This is a genomic window from Candidatus Nanosynbacter sp. TM7-053 (genome assembly GCF_022828375.1).
In the GTDB taxonomy this organism is placed as follows: Bacteria; Patescibacteriota; Saccharimonadia; order Saccharimonadales; family Saccharimonadaceae; genus Nanosynbacter.
Window position 1 is genome coordinate 30,692 of sequence record NZ_JAJQJX010000002.1, and the last position, 23,565, is coordinate 54,256.

General features: G+C 42.1%; 26 protein-coding genes and 1 tRNA gene. 14 read left to right on the forward strand and 13 right to left on the reverse strand.

From position 1 onward, the window contains the following. The first annotated feature begins 17 nt into the window (after nt 1–17). The 4 genes from ruvB to LRM50_RS03100 all read left to right on the forward strand — a co-directional run bounded on the left by ruvB (nt 18) and on the right by LRM50_RS03100 (nt 4,886). A complete protein-coding gene (gene ruvB / locus LRM50_RS03085; RefSeq protein WP_243809830.1) occupies nt 18–1,016 on the forward strand; it encodes a Holliday junction branch migration DNA helicase RuvB in 999 nt (332 codons plus the stop codon). A gap of 62 nt (nt 1,017–1,078) precedes the next feature. Beyond that, a complete protein-coding gene (locus tag LRM50_RS03090) occupies nt 1,079–1,567 on the forward strand; it encodes a hypothetical protein (protein ID WP_243809831.1) in 489 nt (162 codons plus the stop codon). 1 nt (nt 1,568) lies between these two features. Further along, nucleotides 1,569–4,025 carry a VWA domain-containing protein gene (locus LRM50_RS03095; RefSeq protein WP_243809832.1) on the forward strand — a complete coding sequence of 819 codons (2,457 nt, stop codon included), beginning with the start codon at nt 1,569–1,571 and terminating at the stop codon, nt 4,023–4,025. A gap of 24 nt (nt 4,026–4,049) precedes the next feature. Continuing rightward, a complete protein-coding gene (locus LRM50_RS03100) occupies nt 4,050–4,886 on the forward strand; it encodes a PH domain-containing protein (protein WP_232736109.1) in 837 nt (278 codons plus the stop codon). A gap of 4 nt (nt 4,887–4,890) precedes the next feature. Here the strand turns inward: LRM50_RS03100 and LRM50_RS03105 are convergent, their stop codons facing one another. Next, nucleotides 4,891–5,283 (reverse strand): type II secretion system protein, encoded by a 393-nt coding sequence (locus LRM50_RS03105; RefSeq protein WP_129637085.1) that lies wholly within the window; start codon nt 5,281–5,283, stop codon nt 4,891–4,893. 67 nt (nt 5,284–5,350) lie between these two features. On the opposite strand from LRM50_RS03105, the gene recA reads away from it, so the two are divergent. From recA to LRM50_RS03120, 3 genes are read left to right on the forward strand one after another with little or no spacing between them, the layout of a single operon-like run. After that, complete coding sequence (gene recA, locus LRM50_RS03110) at nt 5,351–6,406, forward strand: recombinase RecA (RefSeq protein WP_275973381.1); 1,056 nt, start codon at nt 5,351–5,353, stop codon at nt 6,404–6,406. Continuing rightward, nucleotides 6,406–6,930, forward strand: a complete 525-nt coding sequence (locus LRM50_RS03115) for a 2'-5' RNA ligase family protein (RefSeq protein WP_243809833.1) — start codon at nt 6,406–6,408, stop codon at nt 6,928–6,930. Before recA ends, LRM50_RS03115 begins: the two co-directional genes overlap by 1 nt. Nucleotides 6,931–6,973: 43 nt before the next feature. Then, entirely contained in the window at nt 6,974–7,627 is a 654-nt protein-coding gene (locus LRM50_RS03120) for a regulatory protein RecX (RefSeq protein WP_243809834.1), read from the forward strand. Here the strand turns inward: LRM50_RS03120 and LRM50_RS03125 are convergent. From LRM50_RS03125 to LRM50_RS03155, 7 genes are read right to left on the reverse strand one after another with little or no spacing between them, the layout of a single operon-like run. After that, nucleotides 7,624–8,211, reverse strand: a complete 588-nt coding sequence (locus LRM50_RS03125; RefSeq protein WP_243809835.1) for a PRC-barrel domain-containing protein — start codon at nt 8,209–8,211, stop codon at nt 7,624–7,626. The genes LRM50_RS03120 and LRM50_RS03125 overlap by 4 nt on opposite strands. Nucleotides 8,212–8,235: 24 nt before the next feature. Further along, the gene (locus LRM50_RS03130) at nt 8,236–8,520 is read right to left on the reverse strand and encodes a hypothetical protein (RefSeq protein ID WP_243809836.1); all 285 of its coding nucleotides are present in this window, start codon (nt 8,518–8,520) and stop codon (nt 8,236–8,238) included. Beyond that, nucleotides 8,517–9,110 carry a hypothetical protein gene (locus tag LRM50_RS03135; protein ID WP_243809837.1) on the reverse strand — a complete coding sequence of 198 codons (594 nt, stop codon included), beginning with the start codon at nt 9,108–9,110 and terminating at the stop codon, nt 8,517–8,519. Before LRM50_RS03135 ends, LRM50_RS03130 begins: the two co-directional genes overlap by 4 nt. Continuing rightward, a complete protein-coding gene (locus LRM50_RS03140; protein ID WP_129631554.1) occupies nt 9,107–9,682 on the reverse strand; it encodes a PilN domain-containing protein in 576 nt (191 codons plus the stop codon). Before LRM50_RS03140 ends, LRM50_RS03135 begins: the two co-directional genes overlap by 4 nt. Continuing rightward, nucleotides 9,675–10,727 carry a type IV pilus assembly protein PilM gene (pilM, locus tag LRM50_RS03145; RefSeq protein WP_320412747.1) on the reverse strand — a complete coding sequence of 351 codons (1,053 nt, stop codon included), beginning with the start codon at nt 10,725–10,727 and terminating at the stop codon, nt 9,675–9,677. The genes LRM50_RS03140 and pilM overlap by 8 nt, the downstream gene beginning before the upstream one ends. Nucleotides 10,728–10,784: 57 nt before the next feature. Continuing rightward, nucleotides 10,785–12,011 carry a type II secretion system F family protein gene (locus LRM50_RS03150; RefSeq protein WP_146475581.1) on the reverse strand — a complete coding sequence of 409 codons (1,227 nt, stop codon included), beginning with the start codon at nt 12,009–12,011 and terminating at the stop codon, nt 10,785–10,787. Nucleotides 12,012–12,015: 4 nt separating this feature from the next. Further along, entirely contained in the window at nt 12,016–13,794 is a 1,779-nt protein-coding gene (locus tag LRM50_RS03155) for a GspE/PulE family protein (protein ID WP_243809839.1), read from the reverse strand. Between the two features lie 60 nt (nt 13,795–13,854). Between LRM50_RS03155 and tsaE the strand changes: the two genes are divergently transcribed. The 5 genes from tsaE to LRM50_RS03180 all read left to right on the forward strand — a co-directional run bounded on the left by tsaE (nt 13,855) and on the right by LRM50_RS03180 (nt 17,490). After that, the gene (gene tsaE / locus LRM50_RS03160) at nt 13,855–14,313 is read left to right on the forward strand and encodes a tRNA (adenosine(37)-N6)-threonylcarbamoyltransferase complex ATPase subunit type 1 TsaE (protein ID WP_243809840.1); all 459 of its coding nucleotides are present in this window, start codon (nt 13,855–13,857) and stop codon (nt 14,311–14,313) included. Then, nucleotides 14,310–14,684 carry a tRNA threonylcarbamoyladenosine biosynthesis protein TsaB gene (locus LRM50_RS04035; protein ID WP_243809841.1) on the forward strand — a complete coding sequence of 125 codons (375 nt, stop codon included), beginning with the start codon at nt 14,310–14,312 and terminating at the stop codon, nt 14,682–14,684. The genes tsaE and LRM50_RS04035 overlap by 4 nt, the downstream gene beginning before the upstream one ends. Before the next feature lie 153 nt (nt 14,685–14,837). Further along, nucleotides 14,838–16,328: a ribonuclease Y gene (gene rny, locus LRM50_RS03170; protein ID WP_129744440.1), complete on the forward strand. Its 1,491-nt coding sequence runs from the start codon at nt 14,838–14,840 to the stop codon at nt 16,326–16,328. Next, nucleotides 16,328–16,855 (forward strand): NUDIX domain-containing protein, encoded by a 528-nt coding sequence (locus LRM50_RS03175; protein ID WP_243809842.1) that lies wholly within the window; start codon nt 16,328–16,330, stop codon nt 16,853–16,855. The genes rny and LRM50_RS03175 overlap by 1 nt, the downstream gene beginning before the upstream one ends. After that, the gene (locus tag LRM50_RS03180; RefSeq protein ID WP_243809843.1) at nt 16,855–17,490 is read left to right on the forward strand and encodes a 2,3-bisphosphoglycerate-dependent phosphoglycerate mutase; all 636 of its coding nucleotides are present in this window, start codon (nt 16,855–16,857) and stop codon (nt 17,488–17,490) included. Before LRM50_RS03175 ends, LRM50_RS03180 begins: the two co-directional genes overlap by 1 nt. On the opposite strand, the gene LRM50_RS03185 is transcribed toward LRM50_RS03180, so the two are convergent. The 4 genes from LRM50_RS03185 to LRM50_RS03200 all read right to left on the reverse strand — a co-directional run bounded on the left by LRM50_RS03185 (nt 17,487) and on the right by LRM50_RS03200 (nt 21,479). Next, the gene (locus LRM50_RS03185; protein WP_243809844.1) at nt 17,487–18,818 is read right to left on the reverse strand and encodes an NUDIX domain-containing protein; all 1,332 of its coding nucleotides are present in this window, start codon (nt 18,816–18,818) and stop codon (nt 17,487–17,489) included. The genes LRM50_RS03180 and LRM50_RS03185 overlap by 4 nt on opposite strands. Before the next feature lie 7 nt (nt 18,819–18,825). Further along, a complete protein-coding gene (pncB, locus tag LRM50_RS03190; protein ID WP_243809845.1) occupies nt 18,826–20,067 on the reverse strand; it encodes a nicotinate phosphoribosyltransferase in 1,242 nt (413 codons plus the stop codon). Further along, a complete protein-coding gene (locus LRM50_RS03195) occupies nt 20,068–20,682 on the reverse strand; it encodes an isochorismatase family protein (protein WP_243809846.1) in 615 nt (204 codons plus the stop codon). 122 nt (nt 20,683–20,804) lie between these two features. Then, nucleotides 20,805–21,479, reverse strand: coding sequence for an NUDIX hydrolase (locus tag LRM50_RS03200; protein WP_243809847.1), 675 nt, complete (start codon nt 21,477–21,479; stop codon nt 20,805–20,807). A 142-nt stretch (nt 21,480–21,621) separates the two neighbouring features. Here LRM50_RS03200 and LRM50_RS03205 point away from each other — a divergent pair. Both LRM50_RS03205 and LRM50_RS03210 read left to right on the forward strand, forming a co-directional pair. Next, nucleotides 21,622–21,698, forward strand: a tRNA-Pro gene (locus tag LRM50_RS03205). Between the two features lie 89 nt (nt 21,699–21,787). Continuing rightward, nucleotides 21,788–22,054 carry a hypothetical protein gene (locus LRM50_RS03210; RefSeq protein WP_243809848.1) on the forward strand — a complete coding sequence of 89 codons (267 nt, stop codon included), beginning with the start codon at nt 21,788–21,790 and terminating at the stop codon, nt 22,052–22,054. On the opposite strand, the gene LRM50_RS03215 is transcribed toward LRM50_RS03210, so the two are convergent. After that, nucleotides 22,051–23,562 (reverse strand): glycosyltransferase family 39 protein, encoded by a 1,512-nt coding sequence (locus LRM50_RS03215; RefSeq protein ID WP_243809849.1) that lies wholly within the window; start codon nt 23,560–23,562, stop codon nt 22,051–22,053. The two genes, LRM50_RS03210 and LRM50_RS03215, sit on opposite strands and share 4 nt — an antisense overlap. Between the last annotated feature and the right edge of the window lie 3 nt (nt 23,563–23,565).

The following is a 23,565-nucleotide window of genomic DNA, read 5'->3' on the forward strand; positions in this document are numbered from 1 at the left end:
AATGCTATAATTAGTGTATGGCAATTGAAAGAATAGTTGATACAAGTTCGCATGATGACGATTCTGAAGAGCAGCGAATTGAAGTTAGTTTGCGTCCGCAGAGTTTTGCTGAGTATGTTGGTCAGGAAAGATTGAAGCGTAATTTACGCTTGGCGATTGATGCGGCTAAAAAGCGCGGCGAACCGTTGGATCACGTATTATTATATGGTCCGCCAGGGCTTGGTAAAACAACTATGGCGACGGTGATTGCTAATGAAATGGGCACGAATCTGCGGATTACTAGTGGTCCGGCTATTGAAAAAGCGGGCGATTTGGCGTCGATTCTGACTAATTTGTCGGACGGCGATATTCTGTTTATCGATGAAATTCATCGGTTGGGACGATCAGTGGAGGAAATCTTGTACTCCGCAATGGAAGATTTTAAGCTGGATATTGTGATTGGAAAAGGTCCGGCAGCGCGATCAATTCGATTAGATTTACCGCGATTTACGGTGATTGGCGCGACGACGCGAACCGGAAGTTTGGCGGCGCCTTTGCGTGATAGGTTCGGGCATATTTATCGTTTGGAATTTTACACGCCAGAGGATATTGCGAAAATTGTGACGCGTAGTGCGAAGATTTTGGAGTCGTCAATTCGAAGTGAAGCGGCGAATCTATTGTCAACGCGAGCACGCTTGACGCCGCGTATTGCCAATAGACTTCTTAAGCGCGTCCGTGATTACGCCGACGTTAATGGCGACGGAATAATTGATGTAAAAACTACAACCAACGCTTTGGAAATGCTGGAAGTGGATGAGTTGGGCTTGGATCCGGCTGATCGTAATTTATTACAATCGATTCTGGAAAATTATGGTGATAATCCTGTTGGTCTAACAACAATTGCGGCGTTGACCGGCGACGAAGCGACGACAATTGAGGATTTTTATGAACCGTATTTGCTGCAAATTGGTTTTATTGAGCGCACACCGCGTGGTCGTCGAGTAACGATTAGGGCAAAGCGACATTTGGAGAAATAGTTATCGTATTCTTCGGCTTTTTGTGCTTTAATAAAACCAGACAAACTTAACTAGGAGCCGCCATGGGCAAAAAACAAGCAACGACATCACCAGTTAAGAACTCTAAAGCTAGGCGCTGGCTACGGCGATTTATAATTTTGATAGGAATTTTGGCTGGTTTGTGGCTGGTCAATTTTTTAACTTGGCTGCCGGCGTATGTGGAAGTGTGGAATATGGCACGAGATCCAATGGCTGAAAAGGGCGTTTTGGGCTTAAAGCTGAAATCGTCACGCGAAAGACATCGCATACCTACAGAACGCGGATTTTTAAAAAAGAGTACATATCCGTCAGTCGATAGATATTATGAGATGCCTCAAAATGGGTCGGTGAGTGATTTGTTAAATAGACTGCAACGATACGCTGAAAGTTCTGGCTGGAAACTGGACAAAGAGAGGTCTGGGGCGGAATATTTTGTAGGATATAAAGATATAGAGGGTAGGAAATATCAGGTCAGCGTGGGGATAGGTGACGAAAAAGTAGTATATGTATCAGTAGAGGGCTTGGGCAACTAATATGAAAATTAGAGTTATTATATTATCTTTCTTTGTGGCTATTATTTTTGGGCTTTTTATACAACAGTCGGCTCAAGGCGAAGTTGTCCCTTATAATTACGCAGGAAAGAAACTTACGATTACATTACTAGGCGATTCTTATTCGGCTGGCAATGGTGCCGATGGGTATGAATACGGTCCTAATATCTGTCATCGCAACAGTAATAACTGGGCGGAAATGTATAAAAGATGGCTAAGCAGCAATGGTCTGTCGGTAACGCTTATAAATCGCGCCTGCTCTGGAGCTAAAATTAATGATTTCTTGGAGGATAGGAGTGCGGGTAATGTCGTAAAAACGATTAGCGATGATCCCAATAAGCTGGTAACTAATGAACAGGTTATTAAATACGCAGAAGATAAGGATATTTGCAATATTAAACCGAATAACGACTTAAAAGTTGCTTATAGAATCATAAGTAGTACGATTGGCTCTAAGCGCGGAAAAAATCAGAAAAGAGTCAATATAAGATGTAATTATACGATTCGACGACAACTTGATAGCGTGGATCGCAGCACAGATATGGTAATGATGACGATTGGTGGAAATGATTTGGATTTTGACGGCATTGTTAAGTCTTGTTTTGTGGTCGCAATAAGATCTGCTTCAGATTGCAAAACAAAAATTAACGACGCCAGGAATCTGCTGGATAAATTAGAAGATAGAATGAAAACCATTTTATCATCGCTTAATTCTCGTTTACGTCCAGACGCGAAAATAGTGCTTTTAGGATACCCGCTACTAGCGCTTGATAATGGCGAGAAACTATCCGATTTTTCGGTTGCTAGTGAAGTGCGTAAGTTGGGGCTGGAGGGTAATTTACGCCAGAAAAAGGTGGTTGAGGAATATAATAAAAGCCTCGGTAAAGAGAAAGTGATTTTTATTGATAGTTTACCAAAGCGGTTTTCTGGACATGAGCCAGACGCCTCAATATTTAAGAGGAATCACGATCGTTGGATTCATGAATTCCTTGAGCCAAATGCATTCAATATGAGTTCGTGGTATCACCCGAACTTCTTTGGGCATAGCAATTATATGTCAGCACTTCGCGAAAAAGTACCACTGCCTAATTTGGTGAAACCAATAACGAAAACGAACGGCGATATTGATATTGTATTTGCTATTGATACGACCGGTTCGATGGACAGTTCAATTAGCGCTGTTAGAAATAACATTCGAAATATAGTCGAGTCGATCAGTTCGAAAACCAAGAGCGCTAGATTTGCACTGGTTACTTATCAAGATCATCCGTGTTGTGGCGGAAGCTCGGGAGACTATCCGTCCAAAATTGAGACAGCTTTTACGAGTAGTGCCGAGGTGTTTAACAAGGCTGTCAATTCTATTCAACTCGGTAATGGCGGCGATGATGAAGAATCTGTTTATTCTGGCATTAAGGCGGGGCTGAATCTACAGTGGCGAGCGGGAGTAAAAAAGATTATGATTGTGATTGGTGACGCTCCGGCTAAAGATCCAGAACCAGTCACTGAGCTAACCGAACAATCTATCGTTGATGCTGCTTATGCCGTTGATCCGGCTCAAATATATATTATTGACACTTCTGGACATGATGCGATGGCACCTGTGATGTCTTTGGCTGAAAGAACGGGCGGCGCATATTTACAAGTCGATGATAATGATAAGCTCGTTGATCAGGTTAATGTGTCAGTTGAAAGTGTGACAAACAAACCGAATGCTTGGATAAATCGTCAATATGTGGCGAAAATTGGCGACACATTAGAATTGGATGGCGCCGGTTCTTATTCGTCAAACGGTAAAATCGTGAAATATGAATGGGATGTCGATCAAGACGGCGTGTATGACGTGACGACGGATAAGCCTTTTGTCAATTATACGTTTACTAAGGAGTTTTCCGGACTGTTAACACTTAGGGTGACTGATAATTCTGGACTAACGAACGTAGCGACGACGATTTTGACGGTTAGTGATGACGGCGATGAACACGAACGGGAATTTGATAATTGTCCAGATGTGGCGAATCCAGATCAAGCTGATTATGACAAGGATGGAATTGGTGATGCTTGTGATTCTGATCCGGGATATTTGGAAGAATATGGATATTATCAGATGTTAGAGTATGAAAAGAACCAAGCAAAGAAAGATGATAGTAAAAAAGAAAATACAAATCGTAAACCTGTTGACGTGTCTTCGAGTAATAAAGTAAACGGTGGTGGTAAAAAGGAAATAGCTACCGTGGATTCTGGTGGTAAAGACGTAAAACTTCAGGAGAATAGTAGTGTTAATGAGATAGAATCGAGGAAAACTCAGAAGAAATCCGAGGATAATAATGAAGGCAAGAGTGGATCGTCGTGGCTTGGTATTGCTGCAGCTGTTGGAATGGTTGCAATCAGTGTAGTAACAATAGTTATAAAAGTTTATCGCCAAAAAACAAGACTATCTTAAGTCCTGTCATGTTATAATATAGGCATGAATCCACAAACATCCTCGTCGGAAGATTTAACACAGCCTGTTGCGTACGATGCTGATGGCCGCCCGCTATATCATCATCCACCGCAAACTGGTCGCCCAGCTCCAGTTGTGGCGCAGACGAATTCTTATGTGACGGCAAGGCCGGAAATTATCGATGGGGAAAATTTTGATCCACGATTGCGTAGTCAATATGCCAATGAGCCGCAAGTTGTCCATGTTGCCAGGGATATTGACCCGAAGCCATTTACTATTAGCGATGATCTGAAACAAAAACACGAAAAATCAGTTCAGCAATACCCGAATCTCAATTTGAGCGAAGGCGAATATATCATTTTGGACATTAAACGTCATCCGATTGGTATGCTAATCCCGACGGGAATTTCGGTTTTCTTGGTGGTGATGATTATGGTGTTTGTGATGTTTTATCCGTCAATTGCTCGTGACGCAATTATCTCGCCGATGCCTTCACTGACCGATGTGTTTGGCGTGGCAATGTTGCTTATTGGGCTGGTTGCGCTTGGTGGTGCGGTGTCCTTGTGGATATATTTGCAAAATCACTTTTACATGACAAACGAAAGTGTGATTCAGGAAATCCAGGGTAGTTTATTTTATCGGCACGAGCAAACGGTGAGCTTAGGCAGCATTGAGGATGCAAGCTTCCTCCAATCAGGCATTATTCAGACTCTTTTCAATTATGGCACGATTCGCCTCAGCACCGAAGGTGAAGAAACGACATATATATTCCATTTTGTGGCAAATCCACGCAAGCAAATTGCGATAATAAATAATGCCATTGAAGACTTTAAGAATGGTCGTCCTGTTTGTGATGATTAGCTAATTATTTATGGCGACTTTCTTTTACGTAGTCATCTTCATCGACAAGCGTCGCAACAAGTTTGTATGACTTACATTTTCCGTCATTACAATTTGAAGATTCATAGCGGTAACTGCTGTCTTTTTCGCCAATTTTCTTACCTTGCGGGTCTTTTAACAACGCGGGATCCATAGTCGGAAGCGTACCTTCTTCTAACTTCTCTGGGTAATAGCCGTTTTTAACGTAAAAACCTTCTTCCAGGCTATAATGCATGGCGTTAATCGCGGTGCGTTTTTTGGCATTGTTTGATTCGTTGGTCAATTTTGTATATTGTGAGAAACCTAAGATTGCGATAATAATCAAGAAAGTCGCTACAACCAAAAGTTCAATAATAGTAAAACCGTTTCGCTTATTCATGAATGTAATTATAGCAAATCTTGCGACAAATCGGTATAATAAAGGAAGTAACTAAGGAGGGAATGCTATGGCAAAATCAGACAGTAAAACAGTAAATCCAGAAAAGTCAAGTCAGGCATCGGATAAAAAAGTTGATGAAGGTAAGCTTAAGGCGCTTGGTCTAGCGATGGATCAAATCACCAAGCAATTTGGCGACGGATCAATTATGAAATTGGGCGAGGCTCATAAAGTTGATGTTGAAGTAATTCCTTCTGGTGCTTTGAGTTTGGATTTGGCGCTTGGTGGCGGATATCCAAAAGGTCGTATTATAGAAATTTATGGTCCAGAAAGCTCGGGTAAGACAACATTGACGCTTCACGCTATTGCAGAAATTCAGAAGCAGGGTGGAACGGCAGCGTTTATTGATGCCGAGCACGCGCTTGATCCAGCATACGCTAAGCGTCTGGGCGTGGACACGGAAAATTTGTTGGTTTCTCAGCCAGATAACGGCGAGCAAGCATTGGAAATTACGGAAACGTTGGTTCGTTCGAACGCGGTGGATTTGGTGATAGTTGACTCGGTAGCTGCCTTGACGCCACAGGCTGAAATTGATGGCGATATGGGTGACTCTCATATGGGTCTTCAGGCTCGATTGATGAGTCAGGCTCTACGTAAATTGACGGGAATTATTAATAAGTCAAAAGCTACGGTGATCTTTATCAATCAGATTCGTATGAAAATTGGCGTGATGTTTGGCAATCCTGAAACGACAACTGGCGGTAATGCCTTGAAATTTTACGCGTCGCAGCGAATTGACATTCGTCGAATTGGTCAGATTAAAGTTGGCGATGATATTATTGGTAACCGCACGAAAATTAAGGTCGTGAAAAATAAGATCGCACCGCCGTTCCGCGTGGCTGAATTTGACATTATGTACAACGAGGGAATCAGTAAAACTGGCGATATTCTGGACTTGGCGGCAACGCATGGTATAATTGAAAAGTCGGGTGCATTTTATAAATATAACGGCGAAACGATTGGTCAAGGGCGCGACAAAACGAAGAATTATTTGAAGGAAAATCCTGAGGTTCTGGCGGAAATTGACCAGAAGGTTCGGGAGAAAGTAAAAGAAGGAGAAAACTAATGCGCGCAGCAGAAACCGCATATTCAGCCGAACACCACATGGCGTCAGTTAATCTTATTTTTGATGACGAGCAGACCGCTTACCTTCGAGAGCTGTCAGAAAAAATGAACCTTGATTTCGGTGAGTTTATTCCACACGCAACGCTGATTAATGTAACTGAGCAGGATATACCGCGTCTCAAGTTAGCTGCCGCCGCGCTGCCGTCTCTAGACAAACTGGTACTTGACGGTGTCAACTTCTTGCCAGATGAAGCTGGTAACTGTGTTTGGGTTGAACTGCGCGTACAGAAAACCTCCTGGATGATTGAAGTACGTCGGAAGTTGCTTGAAATACTGGACGACATTCATCCAGGGCTGGATATCGATGGATTTCGTCCACACATTACGATTGGGTGTGTCGAGGCTGGTACGCTTGGCGATGTCGATATGAGTGCCATTCCGCGCCAACTGCCAGTTATTACTAAGCCGCGTGCTGCTGCTTGTTATAACGGCGTACATGGCAAAGTGGTTGAGGTGGTCGAATAGTCCACTAGTAGCTAGCGCATAGTTTTGGCGCTATAATAGTTTTATGAAAATCACCGATATTTCTCTTCAGGCTCGTGATAAAAATCGTGTCAATGTAAGTGTTGACGGGAAATATCGTTTTAGTTTGGACGTATTTCAGGTCGGCGAGCTCGGCATTAAGATTGGTCGCGAATATACGGGAGAGGAAATTTCGAAATTAGAAGACGATAGTCAGTTTGGCAAGTTGTATGCTAGGTCTATAGAGTACTGCTTAATGCGTCCGAGAGCCATCAAAGAAGTGCGCGATTACCTACGTCGGAAAACGCTAGCCACTCGTCGACGTTCAGTGAAAACTGGAAAAATTATTGAACGTTCTGGGGCAAAACCGGAGATTGCTGAGCGCGTCTTGGATCGTCTTATTGAGAAAAAATATTTGGACGATGAAAAATTTGCTCGATTTTGGTTTGAGCAGCGGTTCATGAAAAAAGGCGCCAGTATTCGTCGTTTGAAATTGGAACTGGCGCAAAAGGGAATTGATAATACAACGATTGAGTCGTTAGTTAAAGAGAATATTCGCTCTGATGACGAGGAATTGCGGAAGATTATTGCTAAAAAACGTTATCGATATAGCGACCAACAGAAGTTTATGCAATATTTGGCTAGGCAGGGTTTTTCTTACGACGACATTAAGAAGGCTCTTGAAAACCCAAATGATTAATCGACTTTTGTAGATTCTGGCTGCGGACGAGGCTGCTTGCGGAATGGATTTTCGTATGAATTTATTTGCGGAATAGGTGTTTTTTCGGCTATGTGCGAGATAGTTGCTGATTTTACAACAATTTTATCGTCGGTTACTCTTATAATCTGAGAACGATGAATAAGTAGCTCTGTGTCGCCAAAACTTTTCAAGAACGGTCGCCGAATTCGGAGTTGTTGTATAATAAAATTCCCAGCCGCCAACGTATATCCGATAACTTTTCCGATTTTCTTATTTTTTTCATCAATAACCAACTTGTCTTTTAATGTAAAATTGATGTCATAAATTTCTTTTATAGTAATCACATCATCAATTCCGATAATCTCGTCAGTCGAATCGATAATCATACCGAGCGGCCCAATTTCTCTGACGTCGTCAATGCGAAGTAAACTAGGATGTTGGTCCAAAAGCCGCCCCTCGAGCTCATATGCGATTATAGACAAATTCCTCGGATTGATAATTTCCCGCGATGTTCGCGCCAGTTCGGAGCCCGTCTGAAGACTCATGACGGGAATATCAAGGAAGCGATCTGCGGATATAAGCATAACTATATTATAAACGGTTACGTTCTATTCGGCAAACGGATTGGAGCGACCAGCCGGCAGACTAAATGAGTCGTTTGCTGAAGTTGACGGTCGGAAGTCTTTAATAATTTTCATGGTTTTTTTATCGAAGCTTATTGATGCGGTTTGTGGTTCTTCGGTAGGAACTGCTAAAAGTCCACTCAAAAGAAATATCGCGATTGCTACGCCTCCGATTACGACAACGCTATATATTATCACATGAAATCGCCACAGGAATTTGGACAGTGATTTTACGATTGGCTCGAGCTGTTCTGATATTGATGGACTCATCGTGTATAAACCTTTACTTCAAGTGATTGGATTGATATTTCATGATTATTTGCACCTCTGGAGATTGACACGCCTGAAAGCTGCATTCGAGTGACATTTTTTTCAATAAGACTAAGGAAATGTAGAAATTTCGTGTAATCTATATGATCTCCCAATTGAATTGATACGAAAGTGCTTTTTACTCCAGCAGGGCTGGTGGATGTTTGCTTGCTAGGTGTCGTTGTCTTAGCAGAAGTTGTTGGTTCGTTTTGGAAAGAGAAAGATTTAATCGGAATGCCGGCGCGGTCGGCGTAGGTATTTAGATCTTGGATGATCTGATTTTGATATTGATAAAGTTTCGATTCTGAGACGATATTCTTTGCTTTTTTAACTGTGTCGGAATTGCGATCGAGCTGAGATTTTGACGCTAGCAAACTTTGTATTTTTGCATCAACTGCAATCGCTTCTGTTTGCATTTTTCCAACTTCTTCTGATGTTTTACTTAAGAATGAATAGGCGAAAATAACTAGTCCTACCATTGCTGACAATATTATGAGCAATAATAACGACAAGATGATTCGCGCGATACTGGCATTTAGAACTTTTTTCATTGCTTTAAGACCTCTGGCTTTGGCGTAACGCTAATTGTTATAGTAATTGGATAATCCGCAGGTTTGTCTGACGATTGGTTGCCGCCGCTATAAACAACAGTCTCCAAGTGAACGTCGCTAAATATCTCTGATTTTTCTAAACTAGTTTTTATTCGAATAGCGTCATCCTTATTCTTTCCGAGAGCTGTTAATGACAATGGTTTATCTAACGCTGAAGTGTCTAGTGTCAGAGAATCCAAAACCATGCCTGATGGTATATATTGTGCAATTTTTGGAATAATTGTAGAGTAATGAGCTTCGCTGTTGATGATTACCTTGGCTGAGTCGAGGTCTTTCTTAAACTCGCTAACTTCTTTTTGCGTCGATTGATATTGAGCAAGTTTGGCATTTCCTTCGTCGATGTTAGCTTGAGCTGAGGTGCGGCTATTTTCTAAGAATAGATAAAATCCGCCAATAGTTAAGAATAGCAAACCTGCAAATATCAATGATATGATGCAGTATCGTCTTAAGATGACATTTACTCGTCCGGCGCTGATTTGCTTTTTTTCTTGAGGAGGGAGAAGGTTAATCATAAATATCCTCCTGCTTGATTAAGGCTAGTCCCGCAACTGGTGACAGCTGGGAGCGAAGCTGTTTTGCTGGCTGATCTAGTCCGTCGAAATTGAGCATTTGCCACGGACTTGCCACGCGTGCTGGCATTAATAACTCGTTTGTGAAAAAATCACCAATTCCTGGAAGATTACCGCCGCCGCCAACTATGAGAACTTGCTCGATTTTTCTCTCATCAGGGAAGCGGTCTGTGTAATATCGCATAACGCGCTTAACTTCGTTGGTCATTTTTTCCAAACTTGGGCGCAAGGCTCCTGCGATTCTGGCTTGCCTTGGGCCGGGGTTTAATCCGTTTAAGACCTTAAATTGATGAGCTGTCTCAATTGGTACATTCATTTTTTTAGCTAAATTTAAGGTGAGTGAATAGCCGCCAACATTTAAGCCGCCCGTCACACGTATATCAGAATCTAGAATTGCAATATCTGTAGTTGATGTGCCTATATCGACAATAACAGTAGGAAGCATTCCTTCTTCTGTGCGCTTCAGAAGTCTAGCGATTGCGCTGATATTCGGCTCAATTATTGCAACTTCCAGGCCGCATTGTTTTGTGGCGTCTAACATGCTGTCAATCATTTTCTTCGGTGCGGCACACATTAGCACACTAAGTTCATCTTTCGTGCGATTGATGATTCGATAGTCCAAATAAAGAGAATCTAATGGCGCTGGAATGTATTGTTCGGCTTCCAAATTTACCGCACTGCGAATATTGCTTTCTTCTTTCACAGGTAGACTAAATGTTCGCGAGAATGTTCGGTTGGTTGGTATGCCTAGCGCTACGCGATTGCTGTTAATTTGTCCTACGACGTTTTTCTTCAATAACGTTTTGATATTCTGCGCCAAATATTCAGTGTTGTCTGCAGAATTTCCGTCGCTTTTTTGAGAATCGAGGTTAATCGATCCATACCCATGAACTAGCATCCGATTTCTATCAATCGACATTACTTTTATGCTTGTTCGGCTGATATCTAGGCCGATAATTGGTTTTTTTCTATAAAATATGCTCGACACGTTATTATTTTCCCACCTATATATCGGTATTATAACATAAGCTTTTTTGAAAAACTATTATTCCTTAACTTGACCCGCCATACTTGTAATTGGACCCATAACACTAACCGCCACCAGGGCAATGACAACACCCATTGCGACAATCATTACTGGCTCGATAATAGAGCTAACGCCGTCAATCGCGGTATCAACTTCTTCTTCGTAAAAGTCAGCGACTTTAACTAGAACCTTGTCTGTTTGTCCAGTTTCTTCGCCGACAGATAACATTTGCGCAACAATCGGCGGATATAAATCATCTCGTTCGGCGATAATTTTTGACAAGACTTCACCGTTTTGAACTCGCTTAGTGGCTTCTTTTAGGGACTTTTCGTAGGCGACATTTCCGACAGCGCGCGAAGTTACGTCTAATGCTTCAAGTACAGCCACGCCCGCGCCGATAAGAGCGGAGAAGGTTCGAGTAAAGCGAGCGATTGCCACCTTTTTAACAATTGGTCCGACAGCTGGAACTTTGATGATGATATTGTGAAATTTTACGCGACCTTTTGGGGTTTTAATATAGCGAATCAATAGCCAAATGCTTCCGACAAATATTGGAATGATTATATACCAAAACGACACTACGAAATCGCTAATTCCGAGCATAATTTCAGTAAGAAGTGGCAATTTGGCGTCAGGTCCGCCCATGTCTTTAATGGTTTTACCGATGACTGGAATAATGAAGATCATCAGGATAAAGAAGGCGATGATCGTAATGATTAAAAGTACGATCGGGTATGTCATGGCGCCTTTAATTTTTTTCTTCATGGATGAGTTTTTTTCTTGTTGTAGAGCCAGGCGCTTCAAGATGTCATCCAAAATACCTCCAGTTTCACCCGCGGCAACCATGTTCACGTAAATATCATTGAAGGTTTCTGGATGTTTACTCAGAGCATCCGCGAAAGACATACCGCCTTCAATGTCTTTAATTACGGCGTTGATCGTGTCTCGGAAATTGGCGCTTTCGGCGTGTTTTGCCATAGAGTTAAGGGAACGAAGAATAGGAACGCCAGCTGAAACCATGGCACTTAATTGGCGAGTAAACATCACCAATTCTTCAGTCTTGGCGCCTTTCTTTTTCTTGCCGAAAGAAAAACTAAGCTCTTTTTTTGCGCCTTTTTCTTCAATTTTTATCAATTGTCCGCGTGACCTCAAATTATTAATGGCAGATAGTTTGTCGGCCGCTTCAATTGTTGAAGAGACAGTCTCTTTCTTTTTATTGACAAGCAAATATTCAAAAATTGGCATAATGTTACTCCCTTGTTGCCCTCAAAACTTCGTCCACGGTGGTGATCCCGCGCAGTGATTTAATAAGTCCGTCCATCTGCATTGTCACCATGCCTTCGGAAATCGCTTGATCTTGAATATCGTTGCTGGTGGCGTTGGCGGTAATCATTTTTTGGATAGGGATGGATATGCCAAGAACCTCGTAAATACCAACGTGACCCTTGAATCCATTATGTCCACACTCGTCACAACCTTCTGGATTCGGCCTCCATAATCGTTCAATTCCTGAATCTGTTGATCCCATAGGCGTGTCGCCGCCAATTTTATCCTCAAAAGCCTGTTCTTCGAGGTTGTGAATTTTTTTAATCGACTCGGTGTTTATCTTAAACATCTCGGTGATATATTTTATTTCTTCTTCGTTTGGAGTGTATTCTTGGCGGCAATTCATACATAGGCGCCTAACTAGTCGCTGTCCAATCACCGCCTTCACGGTTGAAGCGATCAAGAATGGCTCAATTCCCATATCTAGCAGACGTGGCAAACATGTCGCAGCGTTATTTGTGTGTAGAGTGGAGAACACCAAGTGCCCGGTCAGCGCCGCTTGAACACCAAGGTTTGCGGTTTCGCCGTCACGAATTTCTCCGACCATGATGATATTTGGGTCTTGGCGAAGTAGCGCCCTTAGTCCTGATGCGAAGGTCATTCCAGCTTTGGCGTTGGTTTGGGTTTGATTAACTCCTGGGATTTTATATTCTACTGGGTCTTCAATTGTGGAAATATTGACATCTGGAGTATTGAGTTCCGACAAGACGCTGAACAAGCTGGTCGATTTTCCCGATCCAGTTGGTCCAGTCACCAGGATCATTCCGTTCGGCTGGGCCATTGCATCCTTTACCGTTGCGAGCGACAAGCCCCAATAGCCAAGCTGATCCAGTTTAACGGCCTGGTTCGATTCGTCCAAAATACGCATGACCACCTTTTCGCCGTCAGCAATTGGCAATGTCGAAACACGAAGCGCATATTGTTTTCCTGAAACTTTTATCTTAAATCGTCCGTCCTGCGGCACGCGGCGTTCGTCAATTTTCAAATTAGATAGAATCTTAATACGACTCACCAAAGCACCGTGAACGTTTCGTGGCAATTTATTAACTTCCTTCAAAACACCGTCAATTCGATAACGAACCTGAACGTAATCCTCGCGCGGTTCAATGTGAATGTCGGAAGCGTTGGATTTTATAGCGTATTCCAGTAACAAATTAACAGTTTGGGCAATTGGTGAATTTTCCGCAAAATCGTCTTGGCTAACGTTTTGGTCTTCGGCGGAAGCGTCTTTTTGTACCGCAATAACTTCGTCAAGTTCGGCATTGATATTACCGCGATAATTTTCCAAACAGTCCAAAATGTTGCTTTTTGTCGCTAGGAAAACCTTAGTGTTGTAGCCAATTTCTTTCTGAATAAAGTTCAACGCCTGCACGTCGTCTGGGTCTTCCATTGCAAGAGACAGGCTATTATCCTCATTTTTCTCAAAAAGCACAACGTTGTACTGGCGCGCGATATGTTCGGGAATTCGCTTTAATATATCTTCGGGAATATCCTTTGGCTCAATTCGCACGAAAGGCACACCGATATAATCGCCGATCAACTTTGTCAAATCTTCCTCAGAAATGACTTTTTGTTCAATAGCGGTTTCTTGCAATGTTTGCTTCGACCGTTCAGCGATCAATTTTAAATCAGCAAGCTGTGGCTCATCAACAACCCCACCTTGTTTCAGAATGCTCTCGATTGTCTGGTCTGAAACACGCATAACTCTTATGGTTATTGTACTATCATCGCCAAAAAAAAGCTAGCATAGTATAATATAAGAGTGAATATTTCTAGTGAAGAGAAAATGCGAGAATTGGGCGCGGCAATTGGTCGGGCTGTTTCCGGTGGGGAAGTTCTGGAATTAGTCGGTGATATTGGCGCGGGTAAAACTACATTGACAAAGGGAATTGCGCAGGCTTTAGAGATTGACGAGCCAGTTCAGAGCCCAACTTTCACGATTTCACGCGTGTACGATTCACCTCGCGGTCTGAGTTTGGCGCATTACGATTTTTATAGATTGGGAAATGCTGGAATTATGAGCGAGGAGATTCGCGAAGTGGCGGCTTCTAATTCGGTGGTTGTAGTTGAATGGGCTGGCGCTGTCGATGATGCATTACCGAGTGATCGGTTGGTGATAAAAATTACTGCGATTAGCGAAGAAGAACGGCTTGTGGAATTTTATCTTGGCGGCAAAAAATCTGATGAACTTTTGAGAAAAATAAAGGAGAATATGGCGTGATAATTTTATTAGACACTTCAACATCAACATGTTTTTTAACAATAGTCAATGGAGAAAATCGTCAGGATTTTGAATGGGAAGCTGGGCGAACGTTGGCGCGGAATTTGTTGAAATTTTTGGAAGAAAAGACTGGCGATTTGCATCTGATAAGCGGCATTGGCGTGATGAAAGGGCCGGGAAGTTTTACGGGACTGAGAATTGGTTTGACGGTTGTGAATACCTTGGCGGACAGTTTGAATATTTCTATTGTTGGTGCGATGGGTGATAATTGGCGTGATTTGGCTTTGGACAAATTGCGTTCTGGTGAGAACGAAAAAATTGTTATGCCAGAGTACGGTGCTGCTGCGAATATCACTGCGCCGCGAAAATAATTTTTATCGCCCAAACCATCAAAACCGTGTATAATTAAATTACGGCGGTTTGTGATTTTTGATTCGCCGAATTAGATAGTTTGAAGTTGATCGGCTGTTGATATTTTTCCTTGAGACGAACACTCAGGGGCGGCTGATCGGAAAGGAATGATAATGATAGAAGTAATTATTGCCGCGGCTGTTGGAGCTGGCGCGGGCGTTGCTGGTCTTGTTGGATATCAGCGAACTCGCCAAATTAACGGTAAAAATCAGATTGAGCGAGATCTGGCGGATGCAAAAACTAAGGCGAGCGATATTGTCCTAAAAGCTAAAGACGAGGCGCTTAAGATTGAAAATGAACGTCGCAAGGAATGGCAAAAGACCGAAAATCGTTTGGCGGATCGCGAGAAGACTCTGGATAATAAATTGGAGGAGCTTGATCGACGAGCAGAAAAATTGCGCGCGCATGAGGATGAAGTTGATAATCTTAAAAATGAAATTCGCGACATCCGCTCCAGACAGCAAGAGAAATTGGAAAAAATCGCTGGATTGAAGAAAAAAGACGCTGCCGATAAGTTAATGCAGATGACTGAGCGTGACATTAAGCAAGACTTGGTTGGTTTGGTGTCGAAACTACAACATGACGCAATGGATGACGCTGAAGAGCGAGCGCAAATGATCCTAGTGACTGCAATGGAACGAATGAGCAGTGAGGTGACTGCCGAGCGCACGGTGACTGCGGTCAAGCTGACCGATGACGAGATGAAGGGTCGAATTATCGGTAAGGAAGGGCGTAATATTCAGGCGCTGCAGCGTGAAACTGGCGTAGATATTTTAGTTGACGATACACCCGGCATGATTATTTTGTCGAGTTTTGATCCTGTTCGCCGACAAGTGGCTCGCTTGAGTCTTGAGATGCTGATGAAGGACGGCCGTATTCATCCTGCGCGTATTGAAGAGGTGGTTGCTAAAGCTAAAAAACAGATTGAAAAAGAGGTTCGACAAGCCGGTGAGGATGCTATGCGTGAAACTGGCGTAGTTGGGATTCCGAAGGAGATGTTGTTGTTACTTGGTGAATTGAAGTTTCGCACCAGCTTCGGTCAGAACGTCTTGAAGCATTCGACTGAGATGGCGCAAATTGCTGGAATGATTGCTGAGGAAATTGGTGCGGACGTGCGCATTACAAAAATTGCCACACTCCTTCATGACGTTGGCAAGGCGGTGTCGCATAAAATTGAGGGTAAACATCATCATATTGGGGCGGAATTGGCTCGTAAATATGGTATGGACGAGAGAATTGTCCACGCAATCGAAGCACACCACGATGATATCGAGGCAACGACACCGGAAGCGATTATTGTTCGAGTTTGCGACGCGGCTTCGGCTGCACGTCCAGGTGCGCGTAACGTTTCTGCTGAGAATTTTGCAGAGCGAATGCGCGATTTGGAAAATGTCGCTACGAGTTTTGAGGGAATTGATAAGGCTTACGCGATTTCTGCTGGTCGTGAAGTTCGTGTGATCGTGAAGCCTCAGACGATTGATGATTTGTCGGCGATTAAATTGGCGCGAGATATTGCGACGAAAATTGAGTCGACAATGCAATATCCTGGCACGATTAAGGTTAACGTGATTCGCGAAACGCGAGCAATTGAGTTTGCTAAATAATGAAATTTACAGATGAAGAGCGACGGGCTTGGTTGGCAAGTTTGGGCAGACGTTTTTCTAGTGCGGCGGTGTTGATTGAAAATGAGCAGGGCGAGTTATTGATCGTCAAGGCTGGCTATAAAGACCATTGGTCACTGCCTGGTGGCATTGTTGACGCTGGAGAATCTCCGCTAGAAGCGGCGGTGCGCGAGGTGAAAGAAGAAGTTGATATTCAAGTCGACCCTAAGGATCTGAAACTTGCCATGGTTGCTTCGCGTCATTCTGATGAGTTTTTGACACATCAATTTGTGTTTTTTACAAAGTTAGAAAACGATGCTTTTTCTGAGATAAAATTGCAGGAATCGGAAATTGTGGCCAGCAAATTTATCGCCAAAAATGAGGTTGATTTTGAAGACATGTCGCTACTCTGGGTAATCAGATTTTGGGCAATTGATAAATTCGGTTACGTAAATACGAAAATTATTGATAATGACGGCGTGAAAAAAGAAGTTGTAGAATTTTTTGCGCCGATGATTGGAGGGAAATAATGGGAATATTAGTTATTAGTCGACACGGTGAGAGCGAGTGGAATCTGCTCGGTAAGTGGACTGGCTGGACGGATGTTAATTTGACGGAAAAAGGTCACAATGACACCGTGCGATTGGGCGCTTTATTGAAAGGTCTGTCATTTAATGAAGCTTACACTTCATCATTAAAACGTACACAGCAAACTTTGGCCGCACTACTCGAAGGCTGTGGTGTAGAAAATCTACCAACAACGCATGCAACTGAGTTAAACGAGCGTGATTATGGCGATTTGACTGGAAAAAATAAATGGGAAGTTAAAGCGGAGATTGGCGAAGAGGCTTTTAATGGTATTCGACGCGGTTGGGATTATCCAGTGCCGGGCGGCGAAACTTTGAAAGATGTTTATGTGCGGGTTGTTCCATATTTTGAGCAAGAGATTTTGCCGAAATTGCAGAATGGTGAGAATATTTTATTGGTGGCTCACGGCAATTCTATTCGGGCTTTAATTAAACATCTTGACCAAGTTCCAGAAGCCGAGATGGCGAATGTAGAAATGCCATTTGGTCAATTATTGGTTTATACGTTCGATCCTGGTCAATCTTTGCCAATCAAAAAAGAAGTACTGTCGGTTGAGATTGAAGCCGTGAATGCTTAAATAGTTGTATATATTTCGTACGCACTTAACGCCGATAAAAATTGTTGAAATCTAAGAGTGTCGTCGCCGCGATATGGCCACGTTGCATGGTTTAGCCAGAAACCCATTAAGGTTAGGCAGTGATCTAAATTTATTTCTTTGTAATAGTTTGAAATATTATGACCGCTTTTATGTAGGTCGATTAGTAGGCTAGTGATGTCACTACCGGATTCTCCAGGTCCAGACCAACTCCAGTCGATCAACTTAGTGCCGTGTTTGGGGTGCCAAGCCATATTTGATTGACGAATATCATGATGACAAAAAACTAATTTTTTTATATCGCTATGTCGACCTCCGGCATTTAGTAAGGCGGGTAAGTCTGCCAATAATTTCTTAGTTATATTTTGGCTATGAGGCGTTAATCTGTCTAAGAATCCTAATGACAACTCTCTCAATTTAGCTATTTTCTGCTCGTCTAACGAAGCCCACCCTTCTTTAATAAAACTATCACGTGATGATTCGATATCAAAAGTATCAGGTAGCACTGGTATATTTTCCAACTCGTCAAATTTTTCCTTCGCTGATTTGATATAAGCGCCTAGTGTTTCGCTCTTTGCTCGCCATAGCCAACCTTCGTTGGGCGTCATTGTCTCCATGATGAAAGTATCATCGTCTCGCAGTATTGATCTGGATGGGATTCCGCTATATCCATGACAGCGCAGATAAGATATCGTGAACGCTTCTTTTCTCAGATATTGGCGCAGTCTATTTCGCTTAATATTATCGTATTTAGTCGATGTTCGCTTAATAAATACCGAATGATCATTTTTTGTGGCGATAATTTTGTCGTATTGCATATGGCCGCCGTTAATATTGCGATAATTTTCGGAAAACTCTGCTATCTTAATTAGCGACCGACAAGACAAATAATCAATAGCTCTGGCTACTATTTCATCATGCGATGCGTATAATTTAGGCAAATTATTGAGTGGTAGCCAGGCTGCGTCGATAGTGTCGTCTCGTCCTGACACCTCTGATAGTTCGTTGACTACGAACAGATACGCACTAGTTTCAATCCATGACGTCTGGCTGTTGCGTGGATCGTTAACAAGCCCTTTGTATATTAATATTGGACTGTCACTAATTATCGTTCCAGTTTCTTCTCTTGTTTCGCGAATTGCTGCCGTAAAAGAATCCTCTTCAGGGTTGACGAATCCTCCAGGTAGTGCCCATTCTCCGCTAGATCGTTTTATCAAAAGGATTTTTTGTGCGATTGGGCTGATTATTACGCTGTCTGCGGTGTAATTTGGACCGTCATACCATAATTTACGATTTATAGATATTGGCATTGTTTTTTCATATAGTAACTAGAGTATTATTCAGTGCATTTTCAGCCAAAGCTGCTTTTACGTGTTCACGATACTTTCTAATTTTATCGCCTGGACCTGTATGTTTGCCAGGAGTGTCGCTCAATTTGACCGTAGGCACTCCATCGACTTCTGTGGCTTTCATAACAAAGTTATTGGGTGTAATTCCAAGGTCGTTAGTTAAAGTTGTACCCCAGCCGAATGTTACATTTATTTTGTCCTTAAAGTAATCAGCTATCCGAATAATTTCATCCACATCAAGTCCGTCACTAAAGACGATAGTTTTCTCTAAAGGATCAATTCCGTTCTTTTTGTAAATTTCAATAGCCTTATTTCCAAATTCTATTGGGTCGCCAGAATCGTGTCGTAGTCCTTTCCACGAAGTCATTTGTTCGGGCGTAAAGTCAGCAAAGAAGAAGTCGGTTGTAAATGTATCAGTTAAGGCAATTGATAGTTCGTTACCATATGTACCTTGCCAATCTTTTAGCGCCTGATTATGGCCACTCAGCGGGTTGTCTCCGGCTTTATCTGCCAGTGCAGCGTAGACCATTGGCATTTCGTGCGCAAAAGTTCCAATTGGTTTTAACCCTAGTTTATGCGCCAAGTATATATTTGAAGTTCCGACAAAATTGTCAGGGAGCTCATTTGCAACTCTTTCAATTACGTGCCTATGCCAATCATAACTAAAACGTCGCCTTGTGCCGAAATCAGAAAATTTAATGTCTGGGCGGCTCTTTAATAATTTGATTTTTTCGTCTAACCGGCGATCTCCTTCGGCATACACTTCTTCCAAAGAGTAACCTTCACGTGCGAGTTTGTTACGAAAATATATTTCATTTATCTCACTCATGATAACGGTTTCCCAGAATGTAACTAGGGGCCATTTTCCCGTAGCCTCAACCGCTAGGTCGCCGCGCTTATCATATCCGATATTGACCAGAGGCAAGGGATTACTTATTAGGAAATCAAGGTATTCTTGCGAAAATGTCGCTTTGCTGTCTTGGTTTTGTAGTCCGGCTAAGTAGGCTATTTCATCAGGCCGCCATCCTTCAGCTAACTCATTTAGCCTATCCTGTAATTCTACTGGGGATACAAATTCGGATAATAGATTAGGGGAGCGATTTTTCAGTGTGAAAGTAACTTCTGCTTCAGGATGTTTTAAGAACTCGTTCATCCCCATAGTTACTTTGTAATAATCTAATCCTTGTGATATTTTTGAGCCCTTCTCCATTTAAATTGCCCCCTGAACCATCTTCTTTGCTTCTTCAGTCGATATTGCTAATATTCCAGCCTCCTTCATTGCGGATAATGCTTCTTCTTCGGCTGTTGGAGTTAATCCTACAGCGCGGATGGCGTCTATAAGTAAGTATGTAGTAACACGCCTGTCATCTTTGAAATGTTCGGAGATATCTAGGGCGGTAGATTTTACGCAAAAATCTGTTGCTAATCCGCCGAGAAGTACTTTAACTTTTTCATTGGGTGTTTTTGGCGTTATGATAGATTCTAGAGTTTCGCCTTTGTCGCTTCTACCTTCCCAGCCAGAGTATCCGTCTGTCTGACTGGTACCTTTATTGATGATAATATCGCTAGGCTGAATATTTAGGTCTTTGTGAAAATTGGCTCCTCTGGTGTTAGTTACGCAGTGAACTGGCCATTTGTCAAAATGTGGTGTTTTTTCGGGGTGCCAGTCTCGGGTGAATACAACTGTGCCGTCATGTTTTCGTATTTCGTCGACGATAGAATTGATGGGCTCAATGATTTGCTCTGCTTCGGCAACAGCAAGACTTCCATCGATAAAATCATTTTGTGGATCAACCCCGACAAATATATAGCTATACTTTTCCATAATACTAAAATCCTCCTTACTTAATGTATAGTTTACACTTACTATCTAGTCTAATAGTCAGTTATTGTATTGTCAACACTAATTTATGAAAAATATAAATTTTCTAGATTTTTACAAGGAGATCAGTCTAAACTACGATCTAAATTCTCGAGCTTACTTGAATTGAATTCATATAATTTTGCTGGACGATGCGCGCCATCTCGCCACAACTCATTAGTTTCATGAATTAAGTTTAAGCTGAGGAATTTTTTTCGAAAATTACGCTTGTCAAATTCACGACCAAAAACTATCTCGTAAACTGTTTGCAATTGTGTTAAGGTAAATCTTCGATCCAGAAAAGCAAATGCCGAATTGGTGTATGTCATTTTGGCAATTAGGCGTTCTTTAGCGTATTTAATGATGTTGGCGTGATCGTATGCTAGTTTTGGTATTTTATTTACGTCAAAAAATGCCACTTCTAAATCTTCATTGTATGTAATATTGCGTCCACAGCTCATGTAGGTTACAGATACTGCATGTCCTCGCGGATCACGACTAATCGTATCGAAAGTGTAAAGCTGTTCAATGTATCGTAGGTCGTCTTTAATTTTTATGCCTGTCTTTTGGAAAACTATACGTTCGAGCGCGTCTGTAGTTGTCTCGCCCTTGGCGTTATACCCTCCAGGGAGGGCCCATTCTCCTTTAAAAGGTTCATTCGGTCGTTTTAATAATAGCACTTCCAGGGTATTGTTGTTTACTTGAAAAATTACTGCATCCACGGTTAACGTTGGAGGTGTATACGGTTTTGTGTAATTCATACAATATATCTTATCCTGAAGTAAGCTACTTGCCAAGTTATTTTTATGCTTCATGAGATATAAAAGTTTGTTTGCAAATTTATTCTGTACTTATTTAGTGATATATGTTAAGATAGATCAGAACGAATGATAGAGATATCTTCGGGGTGTGGCGCAGTTGGCTAGCGCGCGCGGTTTGGGACCGTGAGGTCGAAGGTTCGAGTCCTTTCACCCCGACCAACTTAATGATCATTCGAAGTATTAAAATAGCTGAAAGTTTGGTCGGCTATTTTATTTTTTTTAAGTCATCTGTTATTATATAAAGTATCATGAGTGTCGAATATAATTCATCACAGAAGAGTAGTGGAGATACCCCCCCCGAAGACGATGATTACCTTCCTCCATATTCGGAGATATTTAAGCCGGGATTGCCTGGATCGCGCACGGTTATAGGCGTGGCACAAATGACATACTATCCACGGACACCCGATTATGAGGCCGCTTTGTTGGAGCATCTTCCGTATCTAGACGAAGTTACTCCAGATACCGTGAAAAAGTGGCTCGGTCTTGACGATAGCAGTGATAAAGAGAATTAAAGCTTATTCACATATAATCCAATAATCAAGTCGCCATCATGGAATTCTTGCTTTAGTTGCCAATATGGCGGAACTTGTTTTTTATATTCGTCATATGTTTTTTCGCGAAGAATAAGCCAGACTCTTGGAGATTTTACTGACTCTAAAGAACTAATTTCTGGAGTATTTAGTTTCTTAATTAATCCCCATTCGCCAACCCAACCTAGCTCTTCTTTCGGCTTCAGGAGTATAATTTCTTTATTTGTGCGGTTGTAATAGGAAGTATGAAAATAAGTGTAGATCTCGCCAGAAATAATAACATCACTACTCTGGATATTTTCATTTATATGATTCATGGCTGTGTTGGTGCTATTCCAGGATGATTCTACGATATTTTTACCGCCGATATGCCACATGTAATGACCGATAAATAACGTCAGAATGATAGATATTCCAATAGACCACCATTTTTTATTAGAAAAAATAAGCCCGATGAATACCGCAATCAAGCCGTAAAACGCCGGCGCTGAATAAGTGAAATATCGGTCTAAGTAGACTGGTCGACCCTGGCTGAGTATGTAAACGATGATCATCGGCAACAGTAACCAAATTGTTAAAATCCAAATTGCTGCTTGGTATTTTGGGCGTTTTTTGGCTAGAATGAATGAAACTGCGACTATAATTGGCGGCAGTAGCAACCCAAAATAGCGGACAATTCTGTCGTCGTAAGTTAAGAACATTGATAATGTTGTCGGGATGGTAAATTTAGTAACTTCGGGGATCCAGAAGCCGCCACTTACTCGGCTGGTTTGGGAGATCATAACTGGTAGCCAGGGGAGGAATAGTAAAAAGCATGTTCCTGCGGCAAGCCAAACGTTTTTGTCCTTAAATATATTTTTTATGGCAGTGCGATTTCCGCCAAGTTTTAGCCATATATATGCGAAATGCGCGGGTAGTATTAATGCTAGGAAATATTGTGTATAAAGACCGAGTGCCACTAAAATCCCGTATAACGCCCACCAGAACTTCTTATTTTTGCGCTCGACCGCCAAGACAAATGCGTATGTCATTGCTACAGCCAAAAGTGCCGCCAGCGCATACATTCGAGCTTCGTCGCTATAGCGAATTAAGAACGGTCCTAGCGCTGCTAAAAAACTTCCAAATACGGCGATTCTTTTAGAGAAAAGTTTTTGGAGTAATAGAAATAATAGGGCAATCGTCAGAACTCCGCATGTAACACTAAATCCTCTGAGCGAAGCTACGGAATTGCCGAAAATCGATTGCCAAACGTGCATGATAACGTAATAAAGTGGCGGGTGGACGTCCGTGGTTGTAATGGTGATAATTTCCCTGATCGGCTGCTGAATGATGGCCGCCGTATATCCTTCATCGTGCCAAATGTTGGCTTTTGTTAAATAGGTAAGTCGAACGTTGACGGCTAAAATTAAGATTGGAATTAGCCAAATCCAACCGGGCATTTTATGAAGAAATGCATATAGCTTTTTAAGATATATACGGATTTTTTTCATGAA

Coding starts and splice junctions, on each gene's coding strand:
- recA (WP_275973381.1), top strand. CDS start 5,351: ATGGCAAAATCAGACAGTAAAACAGTAAATCCAGAAAAGTCAAGTCAG.
- LRM50_RS03105 (WP_129637085.1), bottom strand. CDS start 5,283: ATGAATAAGCGAAACGGTTTTACTATTATTGAACTTTTGGTTGTAGCG.
- ruvB (WP_243809830.1), top strand. CDS start 18: ATGGCAATTGAAAGAATAGTTGATACAAGTTCGCATGATGACGATTCT.
- LRM50_RS03090 (WP_243809831.1), top strand. CDS start 1,079: ATGGGCAAAAAACAAGCAACGACATCACCAGTTAAGAACTCTAAAGCT.
- LRM50_RS03155 (WP_243809839.1), bottom strand. CDS start 13,794: ATGCGTGTTTCAGACCAGACAATCGAGAGCATTCTGAAACAAGGTGGG.
- LRM50_RS03150 (WP_146475581.1), bottom strand. CDS start 12,011: ATGCCAATTTTTGAATATTTGCTTGTCAATAAAAAGAAAGAGACTGTC.
- LRM50_RS03120 (WP_243809834.1), top strand. CDS start 6,974: ATGAAAATCACCGATATTTCTCTTCAGGCTCGTGATAAAAATCGTGTC.
- LRM50_RS03125 (WP_243809835.1), bottom strand. CDS start 8,211: ATGCTTATATCCGCAGATCGCTTCCTTGATATTCCCGTCATGAGTCTT.
- pncB (WP_243809845.1), bottom strand. CDS start 20,067: ATGGAGAAGGGCTCAAAAATATCACAAGGATTAGATTATTACAAAGTA.
- LRM50_RS03100 (WP_232736109.1), top strand. CDS start 4,050: ATGAATCCACAAACATCCTCGTCGGAAGATTTAACACAGCCTGTTGCG.
- LRM50_RS03175 (WP_243809842.1), top strand. CDS start 16,328: ATGAAATTTACAGATGAAGAGCGACGGGCTTGGTTGGCAAGTTTGGGC.
- LRM50_RS03210 (WP_243809848.1), top strand. CDS start 21,788: ATGAGTGTCGAATATAATTCATCACAGAAGAGTAGTGGAGATACCCCC.
- LRM50_RS03185 (WP_243809844.1), bottom strand. CDS start 18,818: ATGCCAATATCTATAAATCGTAAATTATGGTATGACGGTCCAAATTAC.
- LRM50_RS03130 (WP_243809836.1), bottom strand. CDS start 8,520: ATGAGTCCATCAATATCAGAACAGCTCGAGCCAATCGTAAAATCACTG.
- rny (WP_129744440.1), top strand. CDS start 14,838: ATGATAGAAGTAATTATTGCCGCGGCTGTTGGAGCTGGCGCGGGCGTT.
- LRM50_RS03135 (WP_243809837.1), bottom strand. CDS start 9,110: ATGAAAAAAGTTCTAAATGCCAGTATCGCGCGAATCATCTTGTCGTTA.
- LRM50_RS03215 (WP_243809849.1), bottom strand. CDS start 23,562: ATGAAAAAAATCCGTATATATCTTAAAAAGCTATATGCATTTCTTCAT.
- LRM50_RS03180 (WP_243809843.1), top strand. CDS start 16,855: ATGGGAATATTAGTTATTAGTCGACACGGTGAGAGCGAGTGGAATCTG.
- LRM50_RS03095 (WP_243809832.1), top strand. CDS start 1,569: ATGAAAATTAGAGTTATTATATTATCTTTCTTTGTGGCTATTATTTTT.
- LRM50_RS03200 (WP_243809847.1), bottom strand. CDS start 21,479: ATGAATTACACAAAACCGTATACACCTCCAACGTTAACCGTGGATGCA.
- LRM50_RS03140 (WP_129631554.1), bottom strand. CDS start 9,682: ATGATTAACCTTCTCCCTCCTCAAGAAAAAAAGCAAATCAGCGCCGGA.
- LRM50_RS03115 (WP_243809833.1), top strand. CDS start 6,406: ATGCGCGCAGCAGAAACCGCATATTCAGCCGAACACCACATGGCGTCA.
- LRM50_RS03195 (WP_243809846.1), bottom strand. CDS start 20,682: ATGGAAAAGTATAGCTATATATTTGTCGGGGTTGATCCACAAAATGAT.